The sequence below is a fragment of the Demequina lignilytica genome, from assembly GCF_030418305.1.
GTDB classification, from domain to species: Bacteria; Actinomycetota; Actinomycetes; order Actinomycetales; family Demequinaceae; genus Demequina; species Demequina lignilytica.
This window is the reverse complement of record NZ_JAUHPX010000006.1, coordinates 78105-99668: the sequence shown is the minus strand read 5'-3', so window position 1 is coordinate 99668 and position 21564 is coordinate 78105. Positions and strand designations below refer to the sequence as shown.

General features: G+C 64.9%; 14 protein-coding genes. 7 read left to right on the top strand and 7 right to left on the bottom strand.

The features are described 5' to 3' along the window. Positions 1-162: 162 nt before the first annotated feature. Positions 163-1434, top strand: coding sequence for a thermonuclease family protein (locus QQX10_RS10745; protein WP_301120765.1), 1272 nt, complete (start codon positions 163-165; stop codon positions 1432-1434). 225 nt (positions 1435-1659) lie between these two features. On the opposite strand, the gene QQX10_RS10740 is transcribed toward QQX10_RS10745, so the two are convergent. The 3 genes from QQX10_RS10740 to QQX10_RS10730 all read right to left on the bottom strand — a co-directional run bounded on the left by QQX10_RS10740 (position 1660) and on the right by QQX10_RS10730 (position 2912). Beyond that, positions 1660-2325 (bottom strand): MIT C-terminal domain-containing protein, encoded by a 666-nt coding sequence (locus QQX10_RS10740; RefSeq protein WP_301120763.1) that lies wholly within the window; start codon positions 2323-2325, stop codon positions 1660-1662. A gap of 147 nt (positions 2326-2472) precedes the next feature. Further along, entirely contained in the window at positions 2473-2679 is a 207-nt protein-coding gene (locus QQX10_RS10735) for a hypothetical protein (RefSeq protein ID WP_301120761.1), read from the bottom strand. Next, the gene (locus QQX10_RS10730; protein WP_301120759.1) at positions 2676-2912 is read right to left on the bottom strand and encodes a hypothetical protein; all 237 of its coding nucleotides are present in this window, start codon (positions 2910-2912) and stop codon (positions 2676-2678) included. Before QQX10_RS10730 ends, QQX10_RS10735 begins: the two co-directional genes overlap by 4 nt. Positions 2913-3153: 241 nt before the next feature. Here QQX10_RS10730 and QQX10_RS10725 point away from each other — a divergent pair, with 241 nt between their 5' ends. Continuing rightward, positions 3154-4212, top strand: coding sequence for a hypothetical protein (locus QQX10_RS10725; RefSeq protein WP_301120757.1), 1059 nt, complete (start codon positions 3154-3156; stop codon positions 4210-4212). 60 nt (positions 4213-4272) lie between these two features. On the opposite strand, the gene QQX10_RS10720 is transcribed toward QQX10_RS10725, so the two are convergent. The 3 genes from QQX10_RS10720 to QQX10_RS10710 form a co-directional block, all read right to left on the bottom strand. Then, positions 4273-5703 (bottom strand): hypothetical protein, encoded by a 1431-nt coding sequence (locus QQX10_RS10720; RefSeq protein WP_301120755.1) that lies wholly within the window; start codon positions 5701-5703, stop codon positions 4273-4275. 762 nt (positions 5704-6465) lie between these two features. Beyond that, on the bottom strand, positions 6466-6738 hold the full coding sequence (locus QQX10_RS10715; protein WP_301120753.1) for a hypothetical protein: 273 nt from the start codon (positions 6736-6738) through the stop codon (positions 6466-6468). A 265-nt stretch (positions 6739-7003) separates the two neighbouring features. Further along, complete coding sequence (locus tag QQX10_RS10710) at positions 7004-7480, bottom strand: hypothetical protein (protein ID WP_301120751.1); 477 nt, start codon at positions 7478-7480, stop codon at positions 7004-7006. A gap of 918 nt (positions 7481-8398) precedes the next feature. Here QQX10_RS10710 and QQX10_RS10705 point away from each other — a divergent pair. Together QQX10_RS10705 and QQX10_RS10700 are read left to right on the top strand one after the other, a co-directional pair. Continuing rightward, the gene (locus QQX10_RS10705; RefSeq protein ID WP_301120749.1) at positions 8399-14353 is read left to right on the top strand and encodes a hypothetical protein; all 5955 of its coding nucleotides are present in this window, start codon (positions 8399-8401) and stop codon (positions 14351-14353) included. A gap of 44 nt (positions 14354-14397) precedes the next feature. Beyond that, complete coding sequence (locus QQX10_RS10700; RefSeq protein ID WP_301144556.1) at positions 14398-15546, top strand: hypothetical protein; 1149 nt, start codon at positions 14398-14400, stop codon at positions 15544-15546. Between the two features lie 246 nt (positions 15547-15792). Here QQX10_RS10700 and QQX10_RS10695 read toward each other — a convergent pair whose 3' ends face one another. Then, positions 15793-16956 (bottom strand): uracil-DNA glycosylase family protein, encoded by a 1164-nt coding sequence (locus tag QQX10_RS10695; RefSeq protein WP_301120745.1) that lies wholly within the window; start codon positions 16954-16956, stop codon positions 15793-15795. A 225-nt stretch (positions 16957-17181) separates the two neighbouring features. Between QQX10_RS10695 and QQX10_RS13655 the strand changes: the two genes are divergently transcribed. The 3 genes from QQX10_RS13655 to QQX10_RS10685 all read left to right on the top strand — a co-directional run bounded on the left by QQX10_RS13655 (position 17182) and on the right by QQX10_RS10685 (position 21523). Then, entirely contained in the window at positions 17182-18057 is an 876-nt protein-coding gene (locus tag QQX10_RS13655) for a hypothetical protein (protein ID WP_367281275.1), read from the top strand. 131 nt (positions 18058-18188) lie between these two features. Then, positions 18189-19604: a DUF262 domain-containing protein gene (locus QQX10_RS10690; protein WP_301120743.1), complete on the top strand. Its 1416-nt coding sequence runs from the start codon at positions 18189-18191 to the stop codon at positions 19602-19604. Then, positions 19601-21523, top strand: a complete 1923-nt coding sequence (locus QQX10_RS10685; protein WP_301120741.1) for a DUF262 domain-containing protein — start codon at positions 19601-19603, stop codon at positions 21521-21523. Before QQX10_RS10690 ends, QQX10_RS10685 begins: the two co-directional genes overlap by 4 nt. Positions 21524-21564: the final 41 nt, after the last annotated feature.

The following is a 21564-nucleotide window of genomic DNA, read 5'->3' as shown; positions in this document are numbered from 1 at the left end:
GGGCTTCGACGATGACAGGTATCGCCAGCTGTGACTCGCAGTCGCCTCGGGTTCGCCCCACCCCTGTGAGCCTTCTCACGCGGAGCGTGTGATGTCGGCGCTTGCCTATACAGTCAATGGTCGTTGGCTGGTCGCAGAGGTGCGCCGCGCTGAGGGGCGAGTATGTGGAAGTGGATCGTTGGCGGCTTCGTGCTGCTGATCGTGATGGTGTCGTGCGCGAACAACGCCGGAGGCGAGCCTGAACCCGCGCCGACCGTCACAGTCACCGCGACCCCGGAGCCGGTAGTCGTCGAGCCGACCGTCATGGCAGCGACTGCGCCGGAGCCGACGTCCTCCGACCGTACCCGCGCTCTGAAGTTTGCGAACTGGCTCGAAGCGCTTGGCAACTTCGACTTCCCTCAAGCGTACGTCGAGGACTACGGAGACGACCTCGAGGACTCCTTGACGGCGCTCGCGGAGTCGTATCCGGGTGGCACCGGCGATCCGGTGGCTCAGCGGCTGTCGCAGGTCGCCGAGGACGTCGGCGATGGCTACGACCGCCTGGACTGGGGCGGGGATCGGTACGCGGCGCAGGCGGATGAGTTCTTCGACTCGGCGGCGGCTGAACTTGAGGGTTTGTATGACGTGGTGCGGGCGGATGCGCTCGCGACTGAGGGTCAAACGGGGTTCCGTCTTACGGATAACGGGTTGGTGGACCATACGCTCGGCGAGGCGTCGGCGACGATCATCCGGTGGATCGACGGAGATACGGTCCTGACGAGCGAAGGCCGGGTCCGCCTGATCGGCGTCGATACGCCGGAGCTGTCGGACAAGTGCTCGATCGCGATCGAGGCCACCGAGGGTGCGGAGAGTCTCGCGCCGGCTGGCACGTCGGTCGTGCTGGGCAACCCGGCGTCTGTGGATGACACGGACAAGTACGACCGTCTGCTGCGGTACGTCCTCCTGCCTGATGGTGAGGACGTCGGCTACTCGCTGCTGGTGAACAACCTCGCTGAGCCGCGGTACGACTCGACCGATGGCTACGACTGGCATCCGCGCGAGAAGGCGTATCACGATGCGGGTGCGTACGTGGGGGACAAGGCGCTGTGTGGGTGGGAGGCCGCTGCGGCGACGGCCGGCCTGGTTGCCGTCCCGGATGACGATGACGACCACCATCATCGGGTGGCGCTGTTCCTTGCCGCGAAGCGCACCATCACTGACGCGCCCGATCGGTTCGGGAAGATCCGTCAGTCGGCGAAGGACCAGGAGGAGGCCGCGGAGGCCGCGCGGCGTGCCCGCGCCTCGACTCCGTCGACCCCGAAGTCTTCGGGTTCGACCAGCCGATCAAGTTCATCAAGCTCGTCCGGTTCCGGGTCGTCGTACGACGGCGGCTACACCGGCTGTCGCGCCTACGCTCCTGGCGGGAAGACGTGGAAGCCCATCCCGTGTCCGTGAGACACGGGACGGCTCGCCCGGTGCGCAACCCGCACGTTCGCCTCTCCTGTAAGGCGGATGCGCCTCATCTGCCAGGCGATTCGAATGCACCTGTGCGCTGGCAGTCCGCCTGGCTCTTCGGAGACGTCTGCAGGGGGGCATGCGGCGTCGCCGCGTGACCTAGTGACGAGCCCCTGCGCGACCGGCATCCACGCCTGAGGCCGTGCCGGATGGGCGGGCGGGCGCTTACCGGGTCCTGGTGGTCACCTTGAAGTCCTTGGCGACTTCACGGAACTCCTGACGCTCGTACTGGTTGTGCTCGTCGGGAGTCTGCGGCCGCTTCCAAAAGTCGAGCCCCTTGCCGAGCTGGATCTCCCAGTGCTCCGTGGTGATCTCTCGGTCGTGGATCGTGTTGGAGAACGAGAAACTGAGCATGATGCCATGGAGCGCGGCGTGGTCCTGAGCGGCGCTGAGGAGCTCGAGGTGGGTGAGCTGGTCGTCGCTGGAGCGCTCCTCGGTGGTGATGACGTGCACCGCGGCGGGCTTGTGGTCCGTGGCCCGGGAGATGGATTCGACCAGTTCTCGGAGGTTGCGGACCTGCTCGGGGTCGCGCAGGTAGGGGTCGACGATGGTTGCCTGATCTATCCCGGACAGGTATGGCATGAGCACGTCGTCGTAGGTGACGCCCACGTCGCCGGCATGGAACCGCATGGTCGTGGCGACCGGGTCAGGGCGGCTCGGTGCGCGGGGTGCGGGTGTGGTCGGCGGTGCCGCCTGGGCCTCGAGGATCCTTGCGGCGACCACGGCCGCCAGCGGCACGGCGATCGCGAAGGGGCCAAGCGCTCCGAACGCCGGCCCGACAGATCCGCTGGCTGCCAGAAGCCGCGAGGTGAGATGGGCGAGGTTGGTCATGGTTGATCTCTTTCGCTAGTTGGCTGCGGCTTGCCGGTCACAGGGCTTCGCCGCCTGAACGTCGTCCCGAAGGGGCAGTCGCACCCCGAGGACCGGAAGTCAGCCGGTCCCCGTGAGAGCCGCCGGCGCGCGACTGATCCTGGTCGGTCACCTCGTTCCCGTCCGACGGACCCCGCCGGTGCTGTAGGAACCCGGTCCCTTGCCGCGCCTCCAGGGCGACTGCGACTGGGACGGCAGGGTCTCGCCGTTGTTGATCCGAGCGCGGTTGTGGTCGAACGCGCGGCGGGCAGCGTCGAGCGCTTCGCTGGAGTTGTAGGGGTGGCCCATCACGCGGGGCTCGCGCTCCGTGCTCACGCTGCCACCGCCCCGGGCGCGGGCTGGCTCGTCAGGTGCCATCCGTTGCACGCGTAGCACTCGTAGGTGCGGCACTCGGCGCGCTTCGTTGAGCCCGAGGACTCGATGTCGAGGCGCGCGAACTGCTGTGCGCCGTGGAGGGCGTGCACCGCCTCCTGGTGGTCGCGGAAGCGACGCTTGCGGGTGATGCAGCCGACGTCCGAGTGGCGGTGGGCATGTCCGCGGGCGCTCACCGCTTCACCGCCTTGAGCGCGAGGTCGAGTGCGGTGATCGCGGCCGCGCGGGCGACGATCTTGACCGGCTCCGACGTGATGATCCTGATCAAGATGTTCATGAGGAGGCCTCCTTGGTGCTGGTACTTATGTGGGACTTGCGTGGTCCCGCTTCATCAAGATCTCTGGACTCGGCTCACCTGACAGGTGAAAATTGGGTTCGCCTTATGGACGGTGCCCCGTAGCAGGGCAGACTGTGTTCATGAAGGCCGAGCCGAAGGGTCGCGCAGCGCAGGCGAAGAATGAGCACGCCGCTGCGATTCAGGTTGAGCGGCTACTCGTCGCGGGGGCGCATCTGCGTGATCTCACACTGCGTGACGTGCTAGCTCTGCTTGAGCTACGTGGTGCACAACGAGGAGGGCTGGCTCGGACCACGGCGGCGCGCTGGCGCGGCGAGTTCGAAGGGTCCGACGATCTCCGCGGCAACCGTGTGCTGGCAGAGTGGCTGAGCATCTACAGGCCGCATGCGATGGTCCTGAAGGAGCTGCTCGGGAGAGGCGCAGCGGAACACGAGGCCTACTACTTGGCTTGCGGCGCGCGCGAACCAGACGCAGACATAGTCAGGCGGGAGGTCGAGGTTCTCCGCGACGCACACGACCGGGCCCTCGATGACCAGGCACTCGCACAGCAGGTTCGTGCCTTGAAAGCCCCTGTGTCGCTCTCTCGTGAACGAGAACGACATGAGAGCGGACGAGACGGTTGTACCGGCCTCTTGGAAGTCATCGACAGACTCGGTCGGCCGGTTCGACGTGCCGGACCGCTGCTACGCCGACTGCCTCCCCCGAGCACGAGCCAGCAGCTTGCCGAGAAGATCTCCACGCTGGAAAGCGAGTACGAGCGCGAAGGACAAGATCCGTCCGAGGTTCGGACCGGGTGGGATGAGATCGCAGGGACGTCTCGGAGCCTTGAACTGTGGCACCGCGCTGCTGTGCTTGCCGAGTTGCCCCGCGCGCTCGTGGCTTACTGGCTCGACTCTGGAGATCGAGCCGTACGAGAGGTACTGGCGTCGCCCGAGGCGGAGATCTACCGATGGCAGGACCCGGCTGGTGAAGCGACTCCGTGGGGCGAGATGTGTGCCAGGGCACAGGAACTCCACAGCGAGGCAAGCAAGACAGCATGGCTGCTCGCAAGGGACCTCGATGGCCTCGTGTCGAGCGCTCAGGTGCTTGGAACCGCTCAATGGCGTGAACTCGACGCCGATGCGCGCCGCGAGTTGAGCACGTCTGCGGACATCGTGCGTGAAAGCCTCGAGCGCCGATGATGGAGATCCTTGATGTGCTCCTGAGGCGACCGAGTCCTGCTGGGGCACCGTCACCGGTTCCTACCTACTCTGATGCTCCCACTGATCGAACTTGAGAAGTGCGCGCGTCAGCTCCTCCTTTGCGCGCGGATCAAGGCGTGCGTAAGGCGGTAGGTCCCCCAGTGTTGCGCCATACCGGCGTAGGCGCTGGTTGAGGCTTCGCACCTTCGTCGCAAGCTCGTAGTTCAGGCTCGCGGAACCAGATCCTTCATCCGATTCGGGGTTGCGCAAGGAGGCAAGTTCGCGGCGTAGCTCGCTCCACTCCTCGGACTTCTTGGGTTCTCCCCAACGTGCGGCGTACTTGCCGAACGGGGACGCAATCGCCGCGGAAACCGGGCCTTCGCCACCAAGATCCGTGGTGAGTCGTCGAAGGACGGAAATCTGAAGCCCGGACGCGATCGCCGTTAGCCCCTCGAGTTCAGCCTCGTTGAGGTTCTCACCTACGCCGGTGCGCAACAGCGTGATCCTCGCGCTCGGCGCGGTTTCATGGGCCCACCATCTGAGGTGCAGCGACAGGCGCTCATCGGCAGGCCATCCCGCTGACTCGTCCTCTTCAGTCGGGAGGAACTCGTTCACGTCCGACGGGAAGCGGCTCAATTCGTCTCGCGCGCTGTGGCGCGTGCCCTTCGTCAGGTTTCGTGCGCGCTGCGCGTCTTCCGTGTCCGCGGCGAATTCTGGCTCATCAGCCAGTTCGAAAGCGGTGAGCACACGCTCCAGCAGGGCGGCCCGGCCCGCGCGTGACTTGTGAAGCTCAGCCGTCCAATCCTCTGGGAACCACTCGCGCTCAAGTCGACTCTGAGACCTGTAATTCTTGGCCCGCTCTAGTTCGCTGGCGCGTAGCACACGCGTGCGGTTGCGGAACCCGACGACAAGGTCGGGTGTCGCATGGTCTATGGACTCGGACTCCAGTGGCGCGTACATCTGCACGAGACGCCGATCGCCCTCGCCTGCCTCGCCAGCCAATCGCAGCACGAGGTCTCGGGTCAGTTCAACTGCGTCCGCTTCGTGGTCGAGTCCCGCTTCACGGAGGGAGCGAAGGATCACGTCCAACTCAAGCGCGATGACGTCCGCGTGGTCACTTCCGAGTTCAGTGGCGATTCGCGAAGCGTCTCGATGCAGTCCAAATTCATTGACCCTGAGGTGTTGGTGTTCATAGCCTGCCACCGTGGCTAGCCGATGGCGGCCCAATGCGTTCGAGCGATGCAAGCGCATGGCTTCCTCAAGCACGCTCACGTCGTCGCCCGCGAGGTGCCGAGAGGCCCAATTCCTGTAGGTCGCGGGGCTCATGCCGCCGCGCAACGGCCCACGTGTCTTGAGGATGCCGAGTACTTCGATGAGGTGGAGGTTAGTCAGTATCGCGCCGCCATCGAGCAAGCGTGCTACTTCAATCGCGAGACGGGCTCCGTACTCCCCGGACAGGCTATCTTCGAGCGACGGGTCACCAACACTCATCGCTTGGACTCCTGCTGTCGCGGGCTCTGAAGCGGTGACGCCATGAGACGGGCGTCGTGGCAGTGCACAATGGCGTCGCCCTCTCCAACAGGTGACTGCAAGCCACAGTCCGCGCTGTTGGTCCAGGTGCCGGTCCGAGTCACCATGACGTGGAGGTTGGTCCTATCTTGGCAGCCGCGTTCTCGCAGGCAGGACATGGGCCAGCGTTGGCCACCTTCCACCAAGGCCCGCTGACCTTGTCACCGCACAATGGCGCGACTTCGTCGCTCACGTAGTTGGACGGGTCATCACGGAGCAGGTCTTCTTCCCAATCCCACACAAGGTGCTCGACCGTCGCGGTCGCCGAAAGGGCCGCCCAGGTATGGCCATCGGGAACGGTGAAAATGCTCGACCCATGCGTGGGCGTGTGTCGGCAGTCGCGCCTCATTGCCGAATACACGGTCTCGTCCGGCTCCCAAAGCCACCGCCAACCCTCGGCACGCATTCGGCTGATGCGGGTAGGTCCATAGCAGGACACCTCCCACACCGAGTCCTCGTCCAGCAATGGACCCATTCCTGGTCTGGACGTGGCAAACCAGCCGGTGGTGCATCCGCAGGGCGCATGCAACGCCCACAGCATTTCTCCACCACCCCATGAGCCATCAGCTCCGATGGAAGGGATCGATGGTGCGATCGTGCTCACGAGTGCCTCCTTGGACACAGCGGCCGGCGGGCTGTCCTCAGGCCGTGCGTCGATCACGGACGCTGCGATTCTTCGGGTGCTCAGCCGTTGACTTCATCCCAGAAGGAGATCGCTCGGGTGAGGTCGTCCTCCGCATCGGCGAGATCCTGCCGCAGACCCTCGATCTCGTCTTCGACGATTCGCATCTTGTTCTCGCGTGAAGCACTTCGTTTCGGGCTATCAAGATCCTCCTGCTCGAGCTGTTCGAGCAGTTCCTTCGCCCCAGCAAGGTCGTTCTCAACTTCGTCGTAGGCGTCACTCGCACGCTGCCGCTCGGCCTCGGCACGCGCCCTCAAGTCGTCGATCCCGCTCACGATCTCCCCCTCTGGTTGCGCGAACGTTGCTGCTTGAGCAGCCGGTGCTTCGAATGTAGCCGAGTAGGGTGACGCGGGCTCGGGTAGCACACAGTTCAGTTGCCTGGACGGTGCGGCGACTTCGCTACAGACGGACAGTGACACGACTTCAAGCCGCGCGGACTCGAACCCGCTCGGGGCGTTGCGGCGCGAGACGGCTAGGTTCAGGTCAAGACGTCGCCCATCCGTTCACCATGCCCGGATCGTCCGCCGAGCGCTTCGGGGCTCACACGGCGGCCGCGACCTCACCGAGCAGGCCTCTGATGGCGTCACAAAGCCCCGTGGTGTCGATCGCTCCGGCGCGCCAGTCTGTGACTGCGCGCGAAACCTTGAAAGCGCGCATGAGCCGAGCCTGGTCTCCCATTGCCGGAGGGTAGTTCACTGCACGGAGGACTAGTTCGAAAGCCTCCACGTCGGCCTTCGCCTTCGCTTCCGCAACGCCAACGACTTCGCTGGCCACGCTCAGCGCCTGCGCGTGGCTGGCGAGTCGAGCATGCTTGGCGACGTCAGAGCGCGCGTCGTACGCCATGCCGGCCTCGGCGACGTACCAACCATTGAGCGCCTCAAGGAGGCGCGAGATCGCCGCATTGAACTCACTGCGATCGCGCGCGCGAAACTCGACATACGCGAGTGCCAGGGTCACTGCAGAACCGGCAACCGCGCCCAGTGCGGTGTTGACGATGTCATTCCAGTCCAGGTCCATGCGCCTGACACTACAGCTCCAGGTGTACGTCTTTTACCAGGCAATATACCCAAAACGCACGAAGCGGCACCGGAGGTTCTGCCGCAACCGTGGCCCAAAGCGCGCGTGGGCTCGGGTGGGCGCTCGCCGCCCGGCGCTCGGCGTGCGTCCACAGCGCGGCAGGCGCAACTCCGTGCGCGCAAATGTTGGACGGCGGGGGGATCTTCGTCGGCTACTCGCTGAGAGAGCATTGGGATGCGCGCAGAGGATGGCTCTCACAGCGTGGCCGCACGCGCGACGGGTGAGTACGGACGTGCTTTGACACCACATCGCCGCCGCGGTGGAACCTGCCAAGGCTCTCCTGCTGTTACCAGCTGAGACCCGAGTTTCGGCACACTTAGCGAGCCGCGCCCACCACGAGCGAGCGGTGATCTCCCGAAGTGATCGGGCTGTGACCTCACGCATCCGTTGGTCGATCAGCTAGGACGTCGCCGAGGGCGCGTCCACCACGACGGTCGAGCGCTCGGCGGGCATCCGTTTCGGGCATGAGCCCGGTGCGGTCCCCGTTGGCGTGTTGGCCGGCGCAAACGCTCCGGGCACTTGCCGGCGACCCACGCCCACTGCGCAGCATTCTCGGTGCTCCATGGCGCGAGGCAACGCTTCGCCATGCGATTGCGGGTGCATACAGAATGTGTGCTGATCAGGGAGCCCCGCAGGTGTTTGGGCCAGGGGCGGGTAGTTCGCTGCAAACATGTAGAAACGCCTCGAACGGGTGGTTGCGCCGCACCCCACGAAGGCGAGTAGGGTGCAATTCGAGCGCTGTAGCTCGCTATGCCTGGGGGGTATCGGTTGTCAATTTCTGGGTCGGGTCTTTCCGCACGCGCGAATTCGGTGGGGGAGCGCGGTGAGTGGCCCACAAAGGGAGAAATCGCCGAGGCAATGCCAATCGCCGAACTGGCATCGGAAATGGCCAACAACGTCAATCCGAGCGCGCTCACCGCACTTGGGCGCGTGTGGTCCCCGAAGACGGTCAAGAGGCTTCGGGAGTCGATCGGTCTGCCCAGCGGAGGACAATTTGATGCAAAGGTGGTCGCTCCCTTCCTGAAGCACCTCCAGACGCCGGGTGGCTCAATGCAGACAAGGGCACTTGATGCGTTGGCGTCGGCACATCCGGTCAACGCGGCGCAGGTCCCCGAGCACGTTGCCACTGCGCTGCTGCAGTGCGACGCATCGGAGATCGACCTCGAAACTGAAGTGCCTCGCGTCGTACTCGAGGGCCTCGTCGCCCTGTGTCTCGATGAGGATCCCCTCGGCGACCTGGTACTCCTGCAGGCCGCGCATTCCGGTGAATCCCGGGGCGCGCTCGCGTTGGCTCTCCTTGCAGACACGGTGCCTGCGGCGCGCGAGGCATACGGGAGTCTCGCCTCGGCTTACCCCTCACTGCCGGAAGCGCCTCCAACGCGAGCGGACGTGCGCGCCTTGCTTGAGGGAGCCGCTGATGGCTCTTCGGTGAGCGCCCGGGTGGTGGAGTCCGACACGTCGCCGGCTCAACCTTCAGCCAATTCGGTTGTGGAGTTCGAGCCTGGGCATATGCACGCAGACCGCGAACTCGCAGACACCCTCGGGTTGGAGGAACTTGAGGAACTGATTGGGAAGCGTTGGGACGGAGCGATCGAGGACTCAGCCGGGGTTGCCGCTGCCCTCGCTGAGGGCACGATGCCATCGACGGACGAACTCGAGCGACTGCACGGGTTCCTGGACGCTCTGGGCGCTGCTGCGGACGAATACGGTGCGCGCGGCCGCGACGAACTGCGAGATGTGCTCGAAGACTTGCGTCGCGACTTCATCGACCCAGCGCGCGCATGGCTCCGTCGCCTGGTTGAGATGACGGGCCCCGACGAGCTTGCGAGCGACATCGACGCCGTCGCTGCGAAGGCAGACGAGGCATCACGCATGCCGCAGCACGACAGCGATGCAGGCCTCGAGGCGCTGCTGACTCTCATTGACCTCGTATCCGAGCCTGCCGAAGGCGCGTCAGGCGGGCTAGGGGCGACCTTTGAGGCTCAGACGCTCGCCGCCGAGGGCCTTCCCGACCACCCGGTACTCGTGATGGCCGCCGGACGCGGCCTCATCACTGTGCCCAGGTTGGACGTCGGAATGAACGGGGATGAGGATTCTCCCGATGATGCGAAGGAGCCCACTGCCGCCGAGGCTTCGGGGACTGCGCGCGTCGAGAATTCGGAGACCTCCGGCACAGAGCAATCGGCGACCGATGCACTGGAAGATTCGCAGAGCGGCGACCGAGCTGCCCGTGCGGAGGCGACCGAGCAGGACGATGATGCGGCCTCGGACGACGGCACCAACTCCGAAGGGCCGCCGGATTCGTCCCTAGACGCGACCGGCCAGGGCATCGAGCTGGGCTCGACTGAGGTTGTTGCGGATGAACCTGGCGACGACAACGCGGCCAGCGTCGGCAATGTGTCGCGTGGCAGCGGCGGGCTGGCTGCTGAAGTCGCATCTGATGCTGTCGAGTCGCCCGAGTACGCCGGAGTGGCTCGCGAGGACCCGTGGCAGGGCGAGTCTCCGTCGGACATCGCGTGCCTGGTCCGAGACGGTCGCGAACTCCTCGCGTACATGGTCGCGGAGCGGACCGGAACGGCGACAGAGCGCGTGGCTGCGCTCAGGGCGTTCGCAGCGGCCTGGAATTGCAAGCCCGGGCGTCTCGCCACCGACCTGGCGGACATCTGGCCCGACGCCGACGCGGTCGCGACACTGAGCGGAGGCGACCTTCGGTTGCTGCTTGCCGCGTCAACGAGACTGGCACTGTCGCTCGGGTACGACCCCACCGGACAGATCGGGAGCCTGTCGAGCTCGATCAGTTTCGAAGGCTACCCGCAAGCGCGAGCACTTGAGGAGATCATCCAGTTCGCAGCACGCAACTTCGAACGTCCGACGGTCAAGCCTGACGCTGCCCCAGCATCGGATCATTGGACGAGCCTCGCGACCAGCGCGCGTGAGACCCTCGCCGCGATCGCAAACTCCAAGATCAACTACCAGCGTGCCTCCAAGATCATGCACTTCCTTGCACGGAACAACGAGGCAATCGGAACCCACCTCAACCTTCTGGCCGAGACCGCCGAGAACGAAGCGGCGGGAGTAGCCGTGCCTCGCGAGACCTGGGATCGACTGCGCGAGGGAGCCCGGCAGTTCTCTGGAAAGGACGCGCGCGCCCGCCTGATCGCGTATGCGGACGAACACGTCAGCGTGCGCACTCAGCTACGCCAGGAGGTCGAAGCGGGCGCTCGTCAGCGCATGCTCTCGTACTTTGATGACGTTGAAGCACTCTCCGAGCAGGTGAGCGAACTGCGGGCTGAGACCATTGCGGCCGTGCGTGCCGGTCGCAACGATGCAGGCGCGAGTGAGTTCTTTGCAGCCTGCGACAGTTTGACCGAGTTTGAGGTGCGGAGCGTTGGCGACGCCGCGATCGCACGGCTGATCCAGTGGCTGCGTGAAGACGGGGTCGCGTCTGCGGAGACCTTTGCTGCCGCACTTGCTCAGGAGATGGCACCGCTCTTCGAAGTTGAGCGCGACGAGCGCGGCAACCTGGCCCGCGATCCGGAGATGCATGAGCTTGACGCGTTGAGAAGTCCTCGCGATCCGATGGAGGTCGCGCGCGGCTACCTCGAACGTGGCAACGGAGAGGCTGCGGAACAGTGGATCGACAGGCAGGGCATCGAGCGAAGCGAGGAGCTTGAGGACTTGCTTCGTGACTCCGCGGCGCTGTCGGCGAAGCGCTTTCGCATCCGCTACTCGGAGACCGCCCGCCTTGTCGCCCGAGTCCAGGCGCTCGGTGTTGACAGCAAGGGCGAACCGAAGGGAAGGGACGCCGTCGTCGGAGCGACCGCGCAGCTTGCTGGCGCATCGACTGTCCACGACGAGCGCCGCTATGACCTGGCGCTCCAAGCATTGGACGACGTGGCGCAAAGCGCGATGTCACTCCTGGACGGAGTGCAGACGAACCTGCGGGAGCGGGCACACCGCGTCGTCGATGAGACGGACCGGACCCGCATCCTTCGCCTGATCGACTCCGGCGATGAGCCGCTTGCCGTCGAGTACCTGACGTTCGCCGAAGATGGCGAGCCCTTGCCGGTAGCGGATTCTTTTGAATCCGATGACTTCGCAGAGTTCTTTCCTGACGTGGTCGAAGCAGCGGAGGCGAAGCGGGGAGATCGGTCTTCGTCGATCGAGAGAGCACGTGTCCACCTGGGCGCAGTGACGACTCCAACCCACGAGCGTCTCGGTGCAGGCCTTCGCGCGTGGGGTGACTTGGAGCGTGAGAAGCAAGGCAGGCGGTTCAAAGAGAATCTGACCAGTGTGTTGAGAATGCTCGGACTCGTTCCTGACGCGAGCGGCTGGTTCCGTGAGCAGGGACGCAGCCGGCGAGCCGACTTCGCTTCATTCGTCGTCGGGGCTAGCCCGATTGACGGGTCCTACGTGCCGCTCTTCGGTAGCAAGGCTCACGGACGATTCGACCTCACTCTTGTGTGGGACGACGTCCATGATCCGCAGAAGCTTCTCCAGTATGTGGATACAGACCGGCAGAACGAACCGAACATCATCTTGTACTTCGGAGTGCTCTCAGTCGACCAGCGCACCCAACTGCGTCGCCTCACAACCCGCCGCGGCACGTCCTTCTCGCCCATGATCATCGATGCGGCAGTGATCGCGTGGCTGTCGACGAGATCCGAGCCCACGTGGAAGGCGACGCAGCGCGTCACACTTCCCTTCACCACCATCAACCCGTACGCGCCCTTCGCTGGCGGTGAGGTGCCCGACGAGGTATTCGTCGGTCGCGAGCGAGAACGCAAGGAGATCATCGACGCATCCGGGTCGATGTTCGTCTACGGTGGTCGGCAACTGGGCAAGTCCGCCCTGCTCCGCAAGGTCGAGCGCGGCCTCAACGGCCAGCGCGACGGTAACGGGTCCACGTCGGCCGGGCGAACGACGGCCGTCTACCTTGACCTGAAGGCGGCCAATATCGGCGAGGCGCAACGTGCCTCGGCACTATGGCCGGAGCTGGCGCAGAGGCTCATCAAGGCGGACGTCCTCTCTGCACAGCGCCAGAAGTGGACCGCCGACAACGTCGTCGCAGGGATTGAGCGATGGCTCGAGTCCGATCCTTCTCGACGTCTGCTGCTGCTGCTCGACGAAGCCGACAACTTCCTGACGGAAGACGCGAGCGAGACGGCTAGTGGTGGGCTCGGCGGGTTCCCCGTCCTCCAGCGCCTCAAGGGGCTGATGGAGAACTCGCATCGTCGGTTCAAGCCGGTGTTCGCTGGACTCCACCAGGTGCAGCGATTCCACGACATGCCGAACACTCCAGTGGCGCATGGCGGCCGGGACACGCTGATCGGTCCCCTGACGCCCAGTGAGGCGCAGAACCTCGTGAATGATCCGCTGCGAGCTCTTGGCTACGAGTTCGCCAGCAGCGAGACGATCTGGCGGCTACTGCTCCTCACCAACTACCAGGCAAGCCTCATCCAGATCGCATGCGAGGCGCTCGTCAATCACATGAGCGAGCGCGGACTCACCAAGGGTGGCGGGCGAATCCAGATCACCACCCAGGATGTCGAGGACGTCTACGCCAAGCCCGAGGTGCGCGAGGGCATCCGAGAGCGCTTTCACTGGACGATCAACCTCGACAACCGGTATCGCGTCATCGCCTTGGTCACGGCCGTGCTGTCGTTCGAGGCGGACGCCGGTACTGCCTTCTCACCTCGAGACCTTCACCTCGCGTGCGCCGACTACTGGCCGCAAGGGTTCGCGCAAGGCGCGATCTCCAGTGCGGAGTTCCGTCGATACCTCGATGAGATGAAGGGGCTCGGTGTGCTTCATCGGCGCGAGACCGGTGACTACGTACTGCGGAGCCCGAACATCCGATCCTTGCTCGGCACGCGGCAGCAGATCGAGGAGGAGCTCCTCGAGGTCGCAGAAGGCCTTGAGGTCGCTCCAACCTACAACCCGGCGCTCAATAGGCGGATTATCCGGCCGCGCGAATCCTCGGGAGGTGACGTTCGCTCGCCGCTCGCCGACGCGGATCTGGCTCGTCTGCTGGATCGCACGGACCCGATCCAGTTCGTGATCGGTACAGAAGCCCTCGGTATCGCTCGAGTGGCGCAGACACTCCTGGAGACCGCAGAGCAACGCAGCACGCCATCCACGCGAGTGACACCGCAGCACCTGAGCCAGCGGCTCCGCAGTGATCTGGAGCGCCACATCATCCTTGACCTGCTCGATTCGCACCTGTCCACGGAGGCGTGTCAGCAGGCCATCCGGAAGCTCTCGAACACGCCAGGGGCCGACGCTACAGTTATCGCGGCTATTGACGGACCGGTTGACGTCAACGCATACGGGGAGCGGTTCCCGACCATCAGGCTTGCGCGGTGGACAACCGACGGCTTGCGTACGATCCAGGACTCCGGATTCTCCACACAGGGCGAGCGCGAAGCGCTCAGGCAGGCAACGGGCGGGTGGCCCGAACTCGTCGAGAAGGCGCTGGGTCTGGTCGCCGGCGGACAGGCGCGAGACGCCGCGCTCGAAGAGGCCATCGAGGTTGTCAGGGATCCAGAGCTCGCGCGCCACTTCCTTCAGAGCACTGGAGTGCGGCCCGAGTGGATCCTTCCGTGGGTGAAGGAGTTCGGAGAATCGACCAGCCGTGGCCTCATGGCGCTCCCGCCGCTCACGCCGGAGCTGCTGGATCTGATCGACGACTCAGATCACCCTGCCGTGGAGGTAATCGAGCACCTCGAACTGGTCGACGCCGTTGAGTGGGTCGACAACGGAGTGCTCGTTGACGCGCATGTGGTGACCGCGGCGGCGCAACTTCTTCGATGATGGAGGGCACTTCGGTTTGGTCCCTCTCGGGACCGGCGTCGTTCGTGCGCGACGTCGCGCAAGCCGCAACCCGTGGGCAGCACACGCTCGTGCTCCTCCCTGAGACGATGCTCGCCGATGCGAACCTTCGCGCGGACCTCAGGGAGCGAATCGCGGAGCTAGTGCGTGCGAGGGCGCTTTCGGTATTCGATCCGGATGCGTCAGACCTTGTCGCGGCGCTGAGCGACGCCGTCTACCTCGGAGACGACGTAGCGACGTTGCCGGAACTGCTGACTCACGACGAGGTTGCCGGACGAGCCTTTGTCCTCGACGCATCGGAGTTGGATAGCCGGCATCGGAAGCAACTCGCGGACCTCCTGCGCCGCCTCGATGCCGAGTCGCGTGCAGTGTCCGTAGAGAACCGCGCGACATTCGTCGTTCTCGCCGGTCTGGACGACGGTCTGGCGCGTGCCGGTGACGCAAGCGGGGGGGTCGCGCTCCGCACGGTGTGGTTCTGGAATCGAGTCGCCCGGTGGGACGTCGCCGCGTGGCTCAAGCTGCATGACCCGGCACGGGACTTCAGTTCGCTTGCGTCCGAGATTCGCCTCGAAACCGTGATCGAGGCAGCGCGGTGGAATCTCTCTCGCGCGCTCGCGCTATGGAAGGGCTGGGACGGCAGCCCGGGTCACCTGCTGGGCCTAGTTGCGGTAGGAGAAGAGGGCCCCAGCGGCGACCTACCCAGCTTCGCTAGCGACCATCGCATCAAGCCTCCCGCGGGGTGTGCCGAGGACTGGAACCGCGGCATGGTCGAGTTCTGGCACGGGGCGATGACGTTGCTTCCCGCGGGCCCGGGATTGGTGAGGAGCGACGTTGACCGGTTGATCTGGCAAGCGCAGGTGCGGGTCCTCTTGCCATGGATAGAACTGCAGCGAATCCGGCTCGTTCAAGCAACGAGAGAGAGGCTCGGTGCTGAACGCTTCGCCGAACAGGTGCGCCTATACGACGCGTCCTCGAACTCGCTGGAGGACGGCGGTGACGTCGTTGAGATTGGCCCCCTGGCCTTCATCCTCGTGAGGACCCTGGGCAAAACCGCACCCCAGTTCACGGACACGGCGCATGTGCTGCGCAAGGCGCGAAACAAGTTGGCTCACCTTGACCCGCTCGGCACTCCCGAGATCTCACGACTCGTGGAAGTCACGGCCTGGTTGCGGTGAGTGAATTGGCTTGATAGTCGTTCCGCTCAATCTCCGTGTCAGGCAGGTGCCGGTTGGGATGATTCGAGGTAAGCGTCGGAGGCCCCTTCGACCTCGAGTGTTCCTCGCACTCCGAGCTCGCCGTGGAGGCGTGCCAGTAGGCCGGGTGCGTGAGGTGTCCTGCATGAGGTGAGGTGGGGCGAGGAGCGCTTCAGTGCTGAAGGACCCACGTACCGCAGTGGGCTGAGGTGACGCCTTCGCCTCCGCTCACCGTGATCGTGACGCCGTCAGCGGGTTGCCGTTTGAATCGAGCATGACGCGGAGGTAGAGGGCGTTATCGGGCCGGGTGTTTCCGAGGCCGTCGGCGTCCCAGGCTGCGATCTCGTGGGCGCGTGCCTTGACGTCGACGTGCCCTGCGTTGATGTAGACCCGTCGGTCCCCGGCGAGGCGGACGACTTTGCCGCGGCCTGGATATGGCGCGTCGGGTTCTTCGATTTCGAGCCCGAGAAGGGCGCAGACGGCGCGGAGAGGTCCAACCTCGGACTGACGGACCTGAGATCCGGGGTTCGACGACGTCCTGACGGGCAACCGCGGCGCGGCGTCGGCTGGGGGCGTGTGCCCCGGCTCTGGGCCATTCGGCGTGTCTGCGCCGGCCGCCTGCGCCGTCAGCGCGAGCGTCGGGCGGACAACCGCATCGCGCTCGCCGCCTCCCACCGGTGAGACTCCGAGGCGTACGAGCTCGTCACGGAGCGAGGCGACGACATCACGCCAGACGTCGCGGGTGGCGTAGGTCGAGGGGTGGCCGACCACGAGGAGAGGGACTTCGCGTCCAAGCGCGGTGACGTGAGCGGACGCGGAGCGGAACATGCAGGCAAAGTGTGTGCCGTTCCGCGCGAAGAGCTGCGGCGGTTCCGCATTCACGACGAGTGAGCCCCGCACGCAGTGCTCGCCGACGAAGGCGCGAAACGCCTTCGAGCCGAAGACCAGGATCGCTTCGGGGTCGACCGCGCGCAGGATCCCGGCGAGAACGGGCGCACTCTCGTGCGCCGCGGCACGATCCGGGAGGCAGAGACCCGAGGAACGTCGCGAGCGTCGGAAAATGACGTTCGTCGCCGGGATCCGTCGGATGTCGTCCTCGGACGAGGTCTGGAGCGCCTCCGTCAAGGTGTCGTAGGCGCGGCCGGCCAGCGTGTACGCGTTGCCGTAGCCGCGGAAGTCGACGTAGTCGTGTTCCCAGTTCTCGTAGAACGACTCCGAGGCGTTCAGGTCAGTACCGTCAGTTTCTCCGCCCGGGTTGAACCCAATGACGAGGAGCGGTGCCGGGGCAATCGCCGAGTAGAAGATCTTGTAGAAGCGGCGGTCGGTCAGCCCCGACGCCACCCGGAACTCGGTCTCAAGGCGCACCATGCGGTCGACGTCAGGCGTGCTCACGGTCTCCATCCTTGGATCATTCCGGTGCGACCCGCAGCCGGGAGGGTTTGCCCCCAAGATCGGTTGACCGGGGTGGTCAGGCCGCGCGGGCCAGGTGTTGGGTAGCGTAGGCGGTCTCGGACTCGATTGGCGTCATCGGGCCGGGCGGGCGACCCGCGTCGCTCTTCATAGTAATTTCGCCGGAAAGCCTGCTTTCAAGTTGACGAGAGGTGGCAGGAGCGCACTATGGCGGCGGGAGACTTTGAGCAGCGCCGGATCGAGAAGTTGCACGCGCGCTGGGCCGAGGAGGCCGCGGAGCGAGCCAAGCGGGAGAGGAGCGCGCGTGCCGCCGATCCGAAATGCGAGGCTGACTCATTACGTGACCTCGCACGCGATTCCGATTGGCAGGTACGGTGCGCTGCCGCAAGTAATCCAAGCCTGCCACTCGACGTTCTCGCGCGATTGGTGCGAGACCCATGGGGCTGGATTCGGCAATCTGCGGCCGCGAATCCCAACCTGACCGTCGCAGACGTGACACTGCTCGCCGGAGACGACGACAAGTACGTTCGACAGGCCGTAGTGTCCCGAGGTACGGGCGACATCCCCGCGCGGCTACTCCGAGAACGAGTCAAGTGTCGAGACTCGTGGGGCCAACTCACACTCAGCGTCGACGCTGTTGAGTTTCGGCGATGGGGTCGCCAAAAGGAATGGCTTCCCCTAGACGGCATTGAGCCGGAGGTGACGACCGCGAGCAATGGAGCGCCGATTCTTGCATTGACCTGGCTCTCCGGGCAACGGCGTAGAGGTCCAGGGGCGTACGTCGGCGGCCGATGGGAGTGGTGCAGGCCACATGTGTACGGAGATCTACAGATCAAGTTCCAAGTAGCAGATGCCGTTGACTGGGTTCACGCGATTCGCGTTAACCAAACCAAGTCGATGCCGGCTCCTCGTTCGAGTTTAGGTTCGTACGAGGGGCCCGAACCGACACTTCGGCAAGTGCAGCACCAATGGTACGGAGCGCACAGGGAACTCAATTGGCAAGACCGCGTGCTGGGCGAAACGCTCGGCTACCCCGATGCTGACAGTTACGTCCAGGGGTTCAAGGAGCACGATCCCAACTAGGTTGGCGTAGCAACCTGTGTTCTGCCGTGTTGTCGCGGCGCACCGGGATGCTGTCTGCACACCGCCTACGAACGCCGGGGCCGCGCGTGCCGCGCGAGATGCGGCACGGGTGGGCTGGCAGGATGCGAACTATGACCGACATGGGGGATGAGGGTCAGGGCGTCGCGACGACTGACTCGTGGATGACGACGGGGCTCATCAAGGTGCGAGACCTCCTTGCCCACGACCTGCGGGTTCCCGACTATCAGCGCCCATACAAGTGGACGGTGCGAAACGTCGCGCAGCTGATCGACGACATCGATACCTTTCGCGCGTACGACCGCTACCGCATCGGCACCGTGATCCTGCACGCCAACAACGATCGCCTCGAGATCGTGGACGGGCAGCAACGCTTCATCACGTTCTGCCTGATCGCACAGGTCCTCGCCTCCAAGGGCGGCCTCGGGACCCTCACCGTGCCGATCGTGGATCCGGACATCCCAGCCGTCGGTCTCGACGTCAGCCGCGCAAACATCGTCGAGAACCACACGTATCTGGTGGACGCACTCGCGCGCCGGGCCGACCTTGAAGAGTGGGCGCGAGCGTTCCTGGATCGCTGCGAAGTGGTCGTGCTGACGCTGTCCCACGTCGATGAGGCGTTCCAGATGTTCGACTCGCAGAACACCCGCGGCAAGGCGCTGTACCCCACCGACCTGCTCAAGGCCTTCCACATCCGCGAGATGAGCCTCGAACACACGACCGCCGAGCAACGACTCGCCATGGTGCGCATGTGGGAGGAAATTCCACCCGAATCCATCAACGAACTGTTCTCCGACTACCTGTTCAAGATCAAGCAGTGGTCGAACCACCTCCCGGTGCCAAGCACCGGCTTCGGTGACGAACACATCGACACGTTCAAAGGCATCCGCGAGGCAGACACCCGCAACGCCAAGAACCACTGGGCGATGCCATTCCTGTACGCCAAGAACTACACCGACGACTTCGGCAACGAGAACGCCACCTTGATCCGCTACGGCGCGATGGCTCCCGTGAAGTACCCGTTCCAGATCGATCAGCCAGTCATCAACGGTGAGACCTTCTTCCTCATGGTTCGCCACTACTGGGAGCTTGGACTGCGGTGCGGCCTCTTCCGCGACGACGAAGCATCGAAGAACGCCCACCTGATCCCGGGCGCGGAACACGTGATCAGCCAGCTCGAGCCCATGCAGAAACGCGAGACGCACCGGCTCGTGCGGAACCTCTTCGACGCCCTGCTGCTCCACTACGTCGACCGCTTCGATGACCAAGACCTCGACCGCGCCGCCATGCTCCTGGCCCGATATGCGATGGCTCCCCGCGTCCAGCAGCAGCGTGTCACCCGGCAGATGATCAACAAGTATGCGCTGGGAGAGCGCGAGTCCGACGGCTTGCCCCAAGAGAACCTGTTCGCCGCACTCCGGCGGTCGCTTCGGGCTCAAGACTTCCTGCGCCGGCCTCGCCCGACTCCGAAGACCAACGGGTACGGCGAGCTGCACTTCCTCTACGACAACTCGGAGGCCAACGCATGAGCACCGCCGAGGTCGGCCACGACATTGAACCTCTCACCGTCCGCGAGGTATTCAGGAGTGGACGCTACGTCGTGCCTGTGTATCAGCGCGCCTACGCCTGGGGAGAGACCCAGATCCTCACGCTGCTTCAAGATGTCGCCGACTACCGGCGGCGCGGAGCGGCGAGCTACTACATCGGGTCGTTGGTGACCCACCGCGGCCACGACATCACCGGCGATGACCTGCAGTTCGAAGTCGTCGATGGTCAGCAGCGCCTCACCACGCTCTTCATCATCCTGTCGACCCTCAGCCACCTGCACGATGTCCAGCCCGAGCGCGGCGTTCTGTCCTACGAGGGTCGGAAGAGCTCGACACGCGACCTCGCCATCGTGGCTCGCGACGGCGACAAAACCGTCGTTGGTGATCTCGCCGTCGCGGGCATCCGAGTCGCAGTCGAGACTGTCCGCGCCGCCGTCGAGACGGGCCACTTCACCCCGGACGATCTCTCGTACCTGATCGACCATGTGAAGGTCGCGCGCACCGCGCTGCCTGTAAGAACCGATCTCAACCACTACTTCGAGGTCATGAACAGCCGCGGCGAACAGCTCGAGAAGCACGAGATCGCCAAGGCGCACCTCATGTCCCTGATTGCAGGCGACGACGATGCCGACGCGCGGTCTCACGCTTTCGCAGTCGTGTGGGACGCCTGCAGTGATCTGTCCCGGCATGTCCAAGGCCGGTTCCCCCCAACCATCCGAGACGAACTCTTCGGTCGCGACACGTGGGATGAGTTCCGATCGACGTCTTTCGACGACATCGTCGGCGCGATCAAAGCCACGCCCGGCGGAGAGCTCAAGCCGACCGCCTTGTCGGCGATCCTCGCCGGCACCGTGGAGACAGAGCCTGCCGCGGGCGAGAAGGAAGACGACGCGATCGAACGGTTCGGAGCGATCATCGACTTCCCGAACTTCCTTCTCCACGTCCTCGCCATCGCCGATCCGTACCGCGCCGACTTCTCATGGACTGAGACGAGCGTGAGCGGCTGGGTCTCGCTCGACGACAAGAAGCTCGTCGAGCAGTTCGAACGCGTCATCACGGAGCGCGCTCAAGCAGAAGCCTTCGCGTTCACGCTGCTGCGAGTGCGCTACCTGTTCGACAAGTACGTCATCAAGACCGACCTCACACGCGCCAGCGAGGACGACTCCAACTGGGTGCTTAACCGCGCCCGGCTTGCCCGCACCGGCAACAAGCGGAAGCTGACGCCGGTCGCGACCTTTGCGCGCGGTGTCCTCGACGACGACGCAGTCATGTCGGGCGACCAGCGTCACATCGTGATCCTGCAATCGATGTTCCAGGTCACGGACTCGCGCCGCGCCTACAAGAATTTCCTCTACGCAATCCTCGACTACCTTCACCGTCAAGACGCCGTAGCCCCAGCTGATTTCATCTCCTTCCTGCGGGGCCTCGCAGCGCAGCGGTATGCGACCACGATCGACCGGGCCTCCCTTGATTCCGGTACGTCGGTACCGCACTTCGCTCTCAACTACCTCGACTACCTCCTATGGAGCGACCCGCACGGCTATGCCGCCGCGCACGGCGCGGACGTCGCGGGCTACAAGTTCCGTTACCGCACCTCGATCGAGCACTTCCACCCGCAACATCCGGATCCTGACAGCCAGATTCCGATGTGGCCGAAGTCTGACGTCGACCGATTCGGCAACCTCTGCATCATGACGCGGTCGGAGAACTCGCAGCGCTCCAACCTTGCGCCGGTGGCGAAGGTCGGCCAGTACCGCTGGGAGCGCCAAACCCTCAAGTTCCAGATCATGGCCGGCGTAACCCGACACACGTCAACCTGGACACTTGATCACGTGCATGCGCATGGCCAGGCGATGCGCGCAATCCTCGACGCCGCCGCCGGCAGTGGAGGCATCGAGTAACGCACCCAGAGCCAGGGGCCGACAGTGGTCGGCGGCTCGGT

Bases quoted from the DNA above. Each gene is read 5' to 3' on its own strand.
- QQX10_RS10705 (WP_301120749.1), top strand. From the start codon at position 8,399: ATGCCAATCGCCGAACTGGCATCGGAAATGGCCAACAACGTCAATCCG.
- QQX10_RS10740 (WP_301120763.1), bottom strand. From the start codon at position 2,325: ATGACCAACCTCGCCCATCTCACCTCGCGGCTTCTGGCAGCCAGCGGA.
- QQX10_RS10710 (WP_301120751.1), bottom strand. From the start codon at position 7,480: ATGGACCTGGACTGGAATGACATCGTCAACACCGCACTGGGCGCGGTT.
- QQX10_RS13655 (WP_367281275.1), top strand. From the start codon at position 17,182: ATGGCGGCGGGAGACTTTGAGCAGCGCCGGATCGAGAAGTTGCACGCG.
- QQX10_RS10725 (WP_301120757.1), top strand. From the start codon at position 3,154: ATGAAGGCCGAGCCGAAGGGTCGCGCAGCGCAGGCGAAGAATGAGCAC.
- QQX10_RS10745 (WP_301120765.1), top strand. From the start codon at position 163: ATGTGGAAGTGGATCGTTGGCGGCTTCGTGCTGCTGATCGTGATGGTG.
- QQX10_RS10685 (WP_301120741.1), top strand. From the start codon at position 19,601: ATGAGCACCGCCGAGGTCGGCCACGACATTGAACCTCTCACCGTCCGC.
- QQX10_RS10690 (WP_301120743.1), top strand. From the start codon at position 18,189: ATGACCGACATGGGGGATGAGGGTCAGGGCGTCGCGACGACTGACTCG.
- QQX10_RS10720 (WP_301120755.1), bottom strand. From the start codon at position 5,703: ATGAGTGTTGGTGACCCGTCGCTCGAAGATAGCCTGTCCGGGGAGTAC.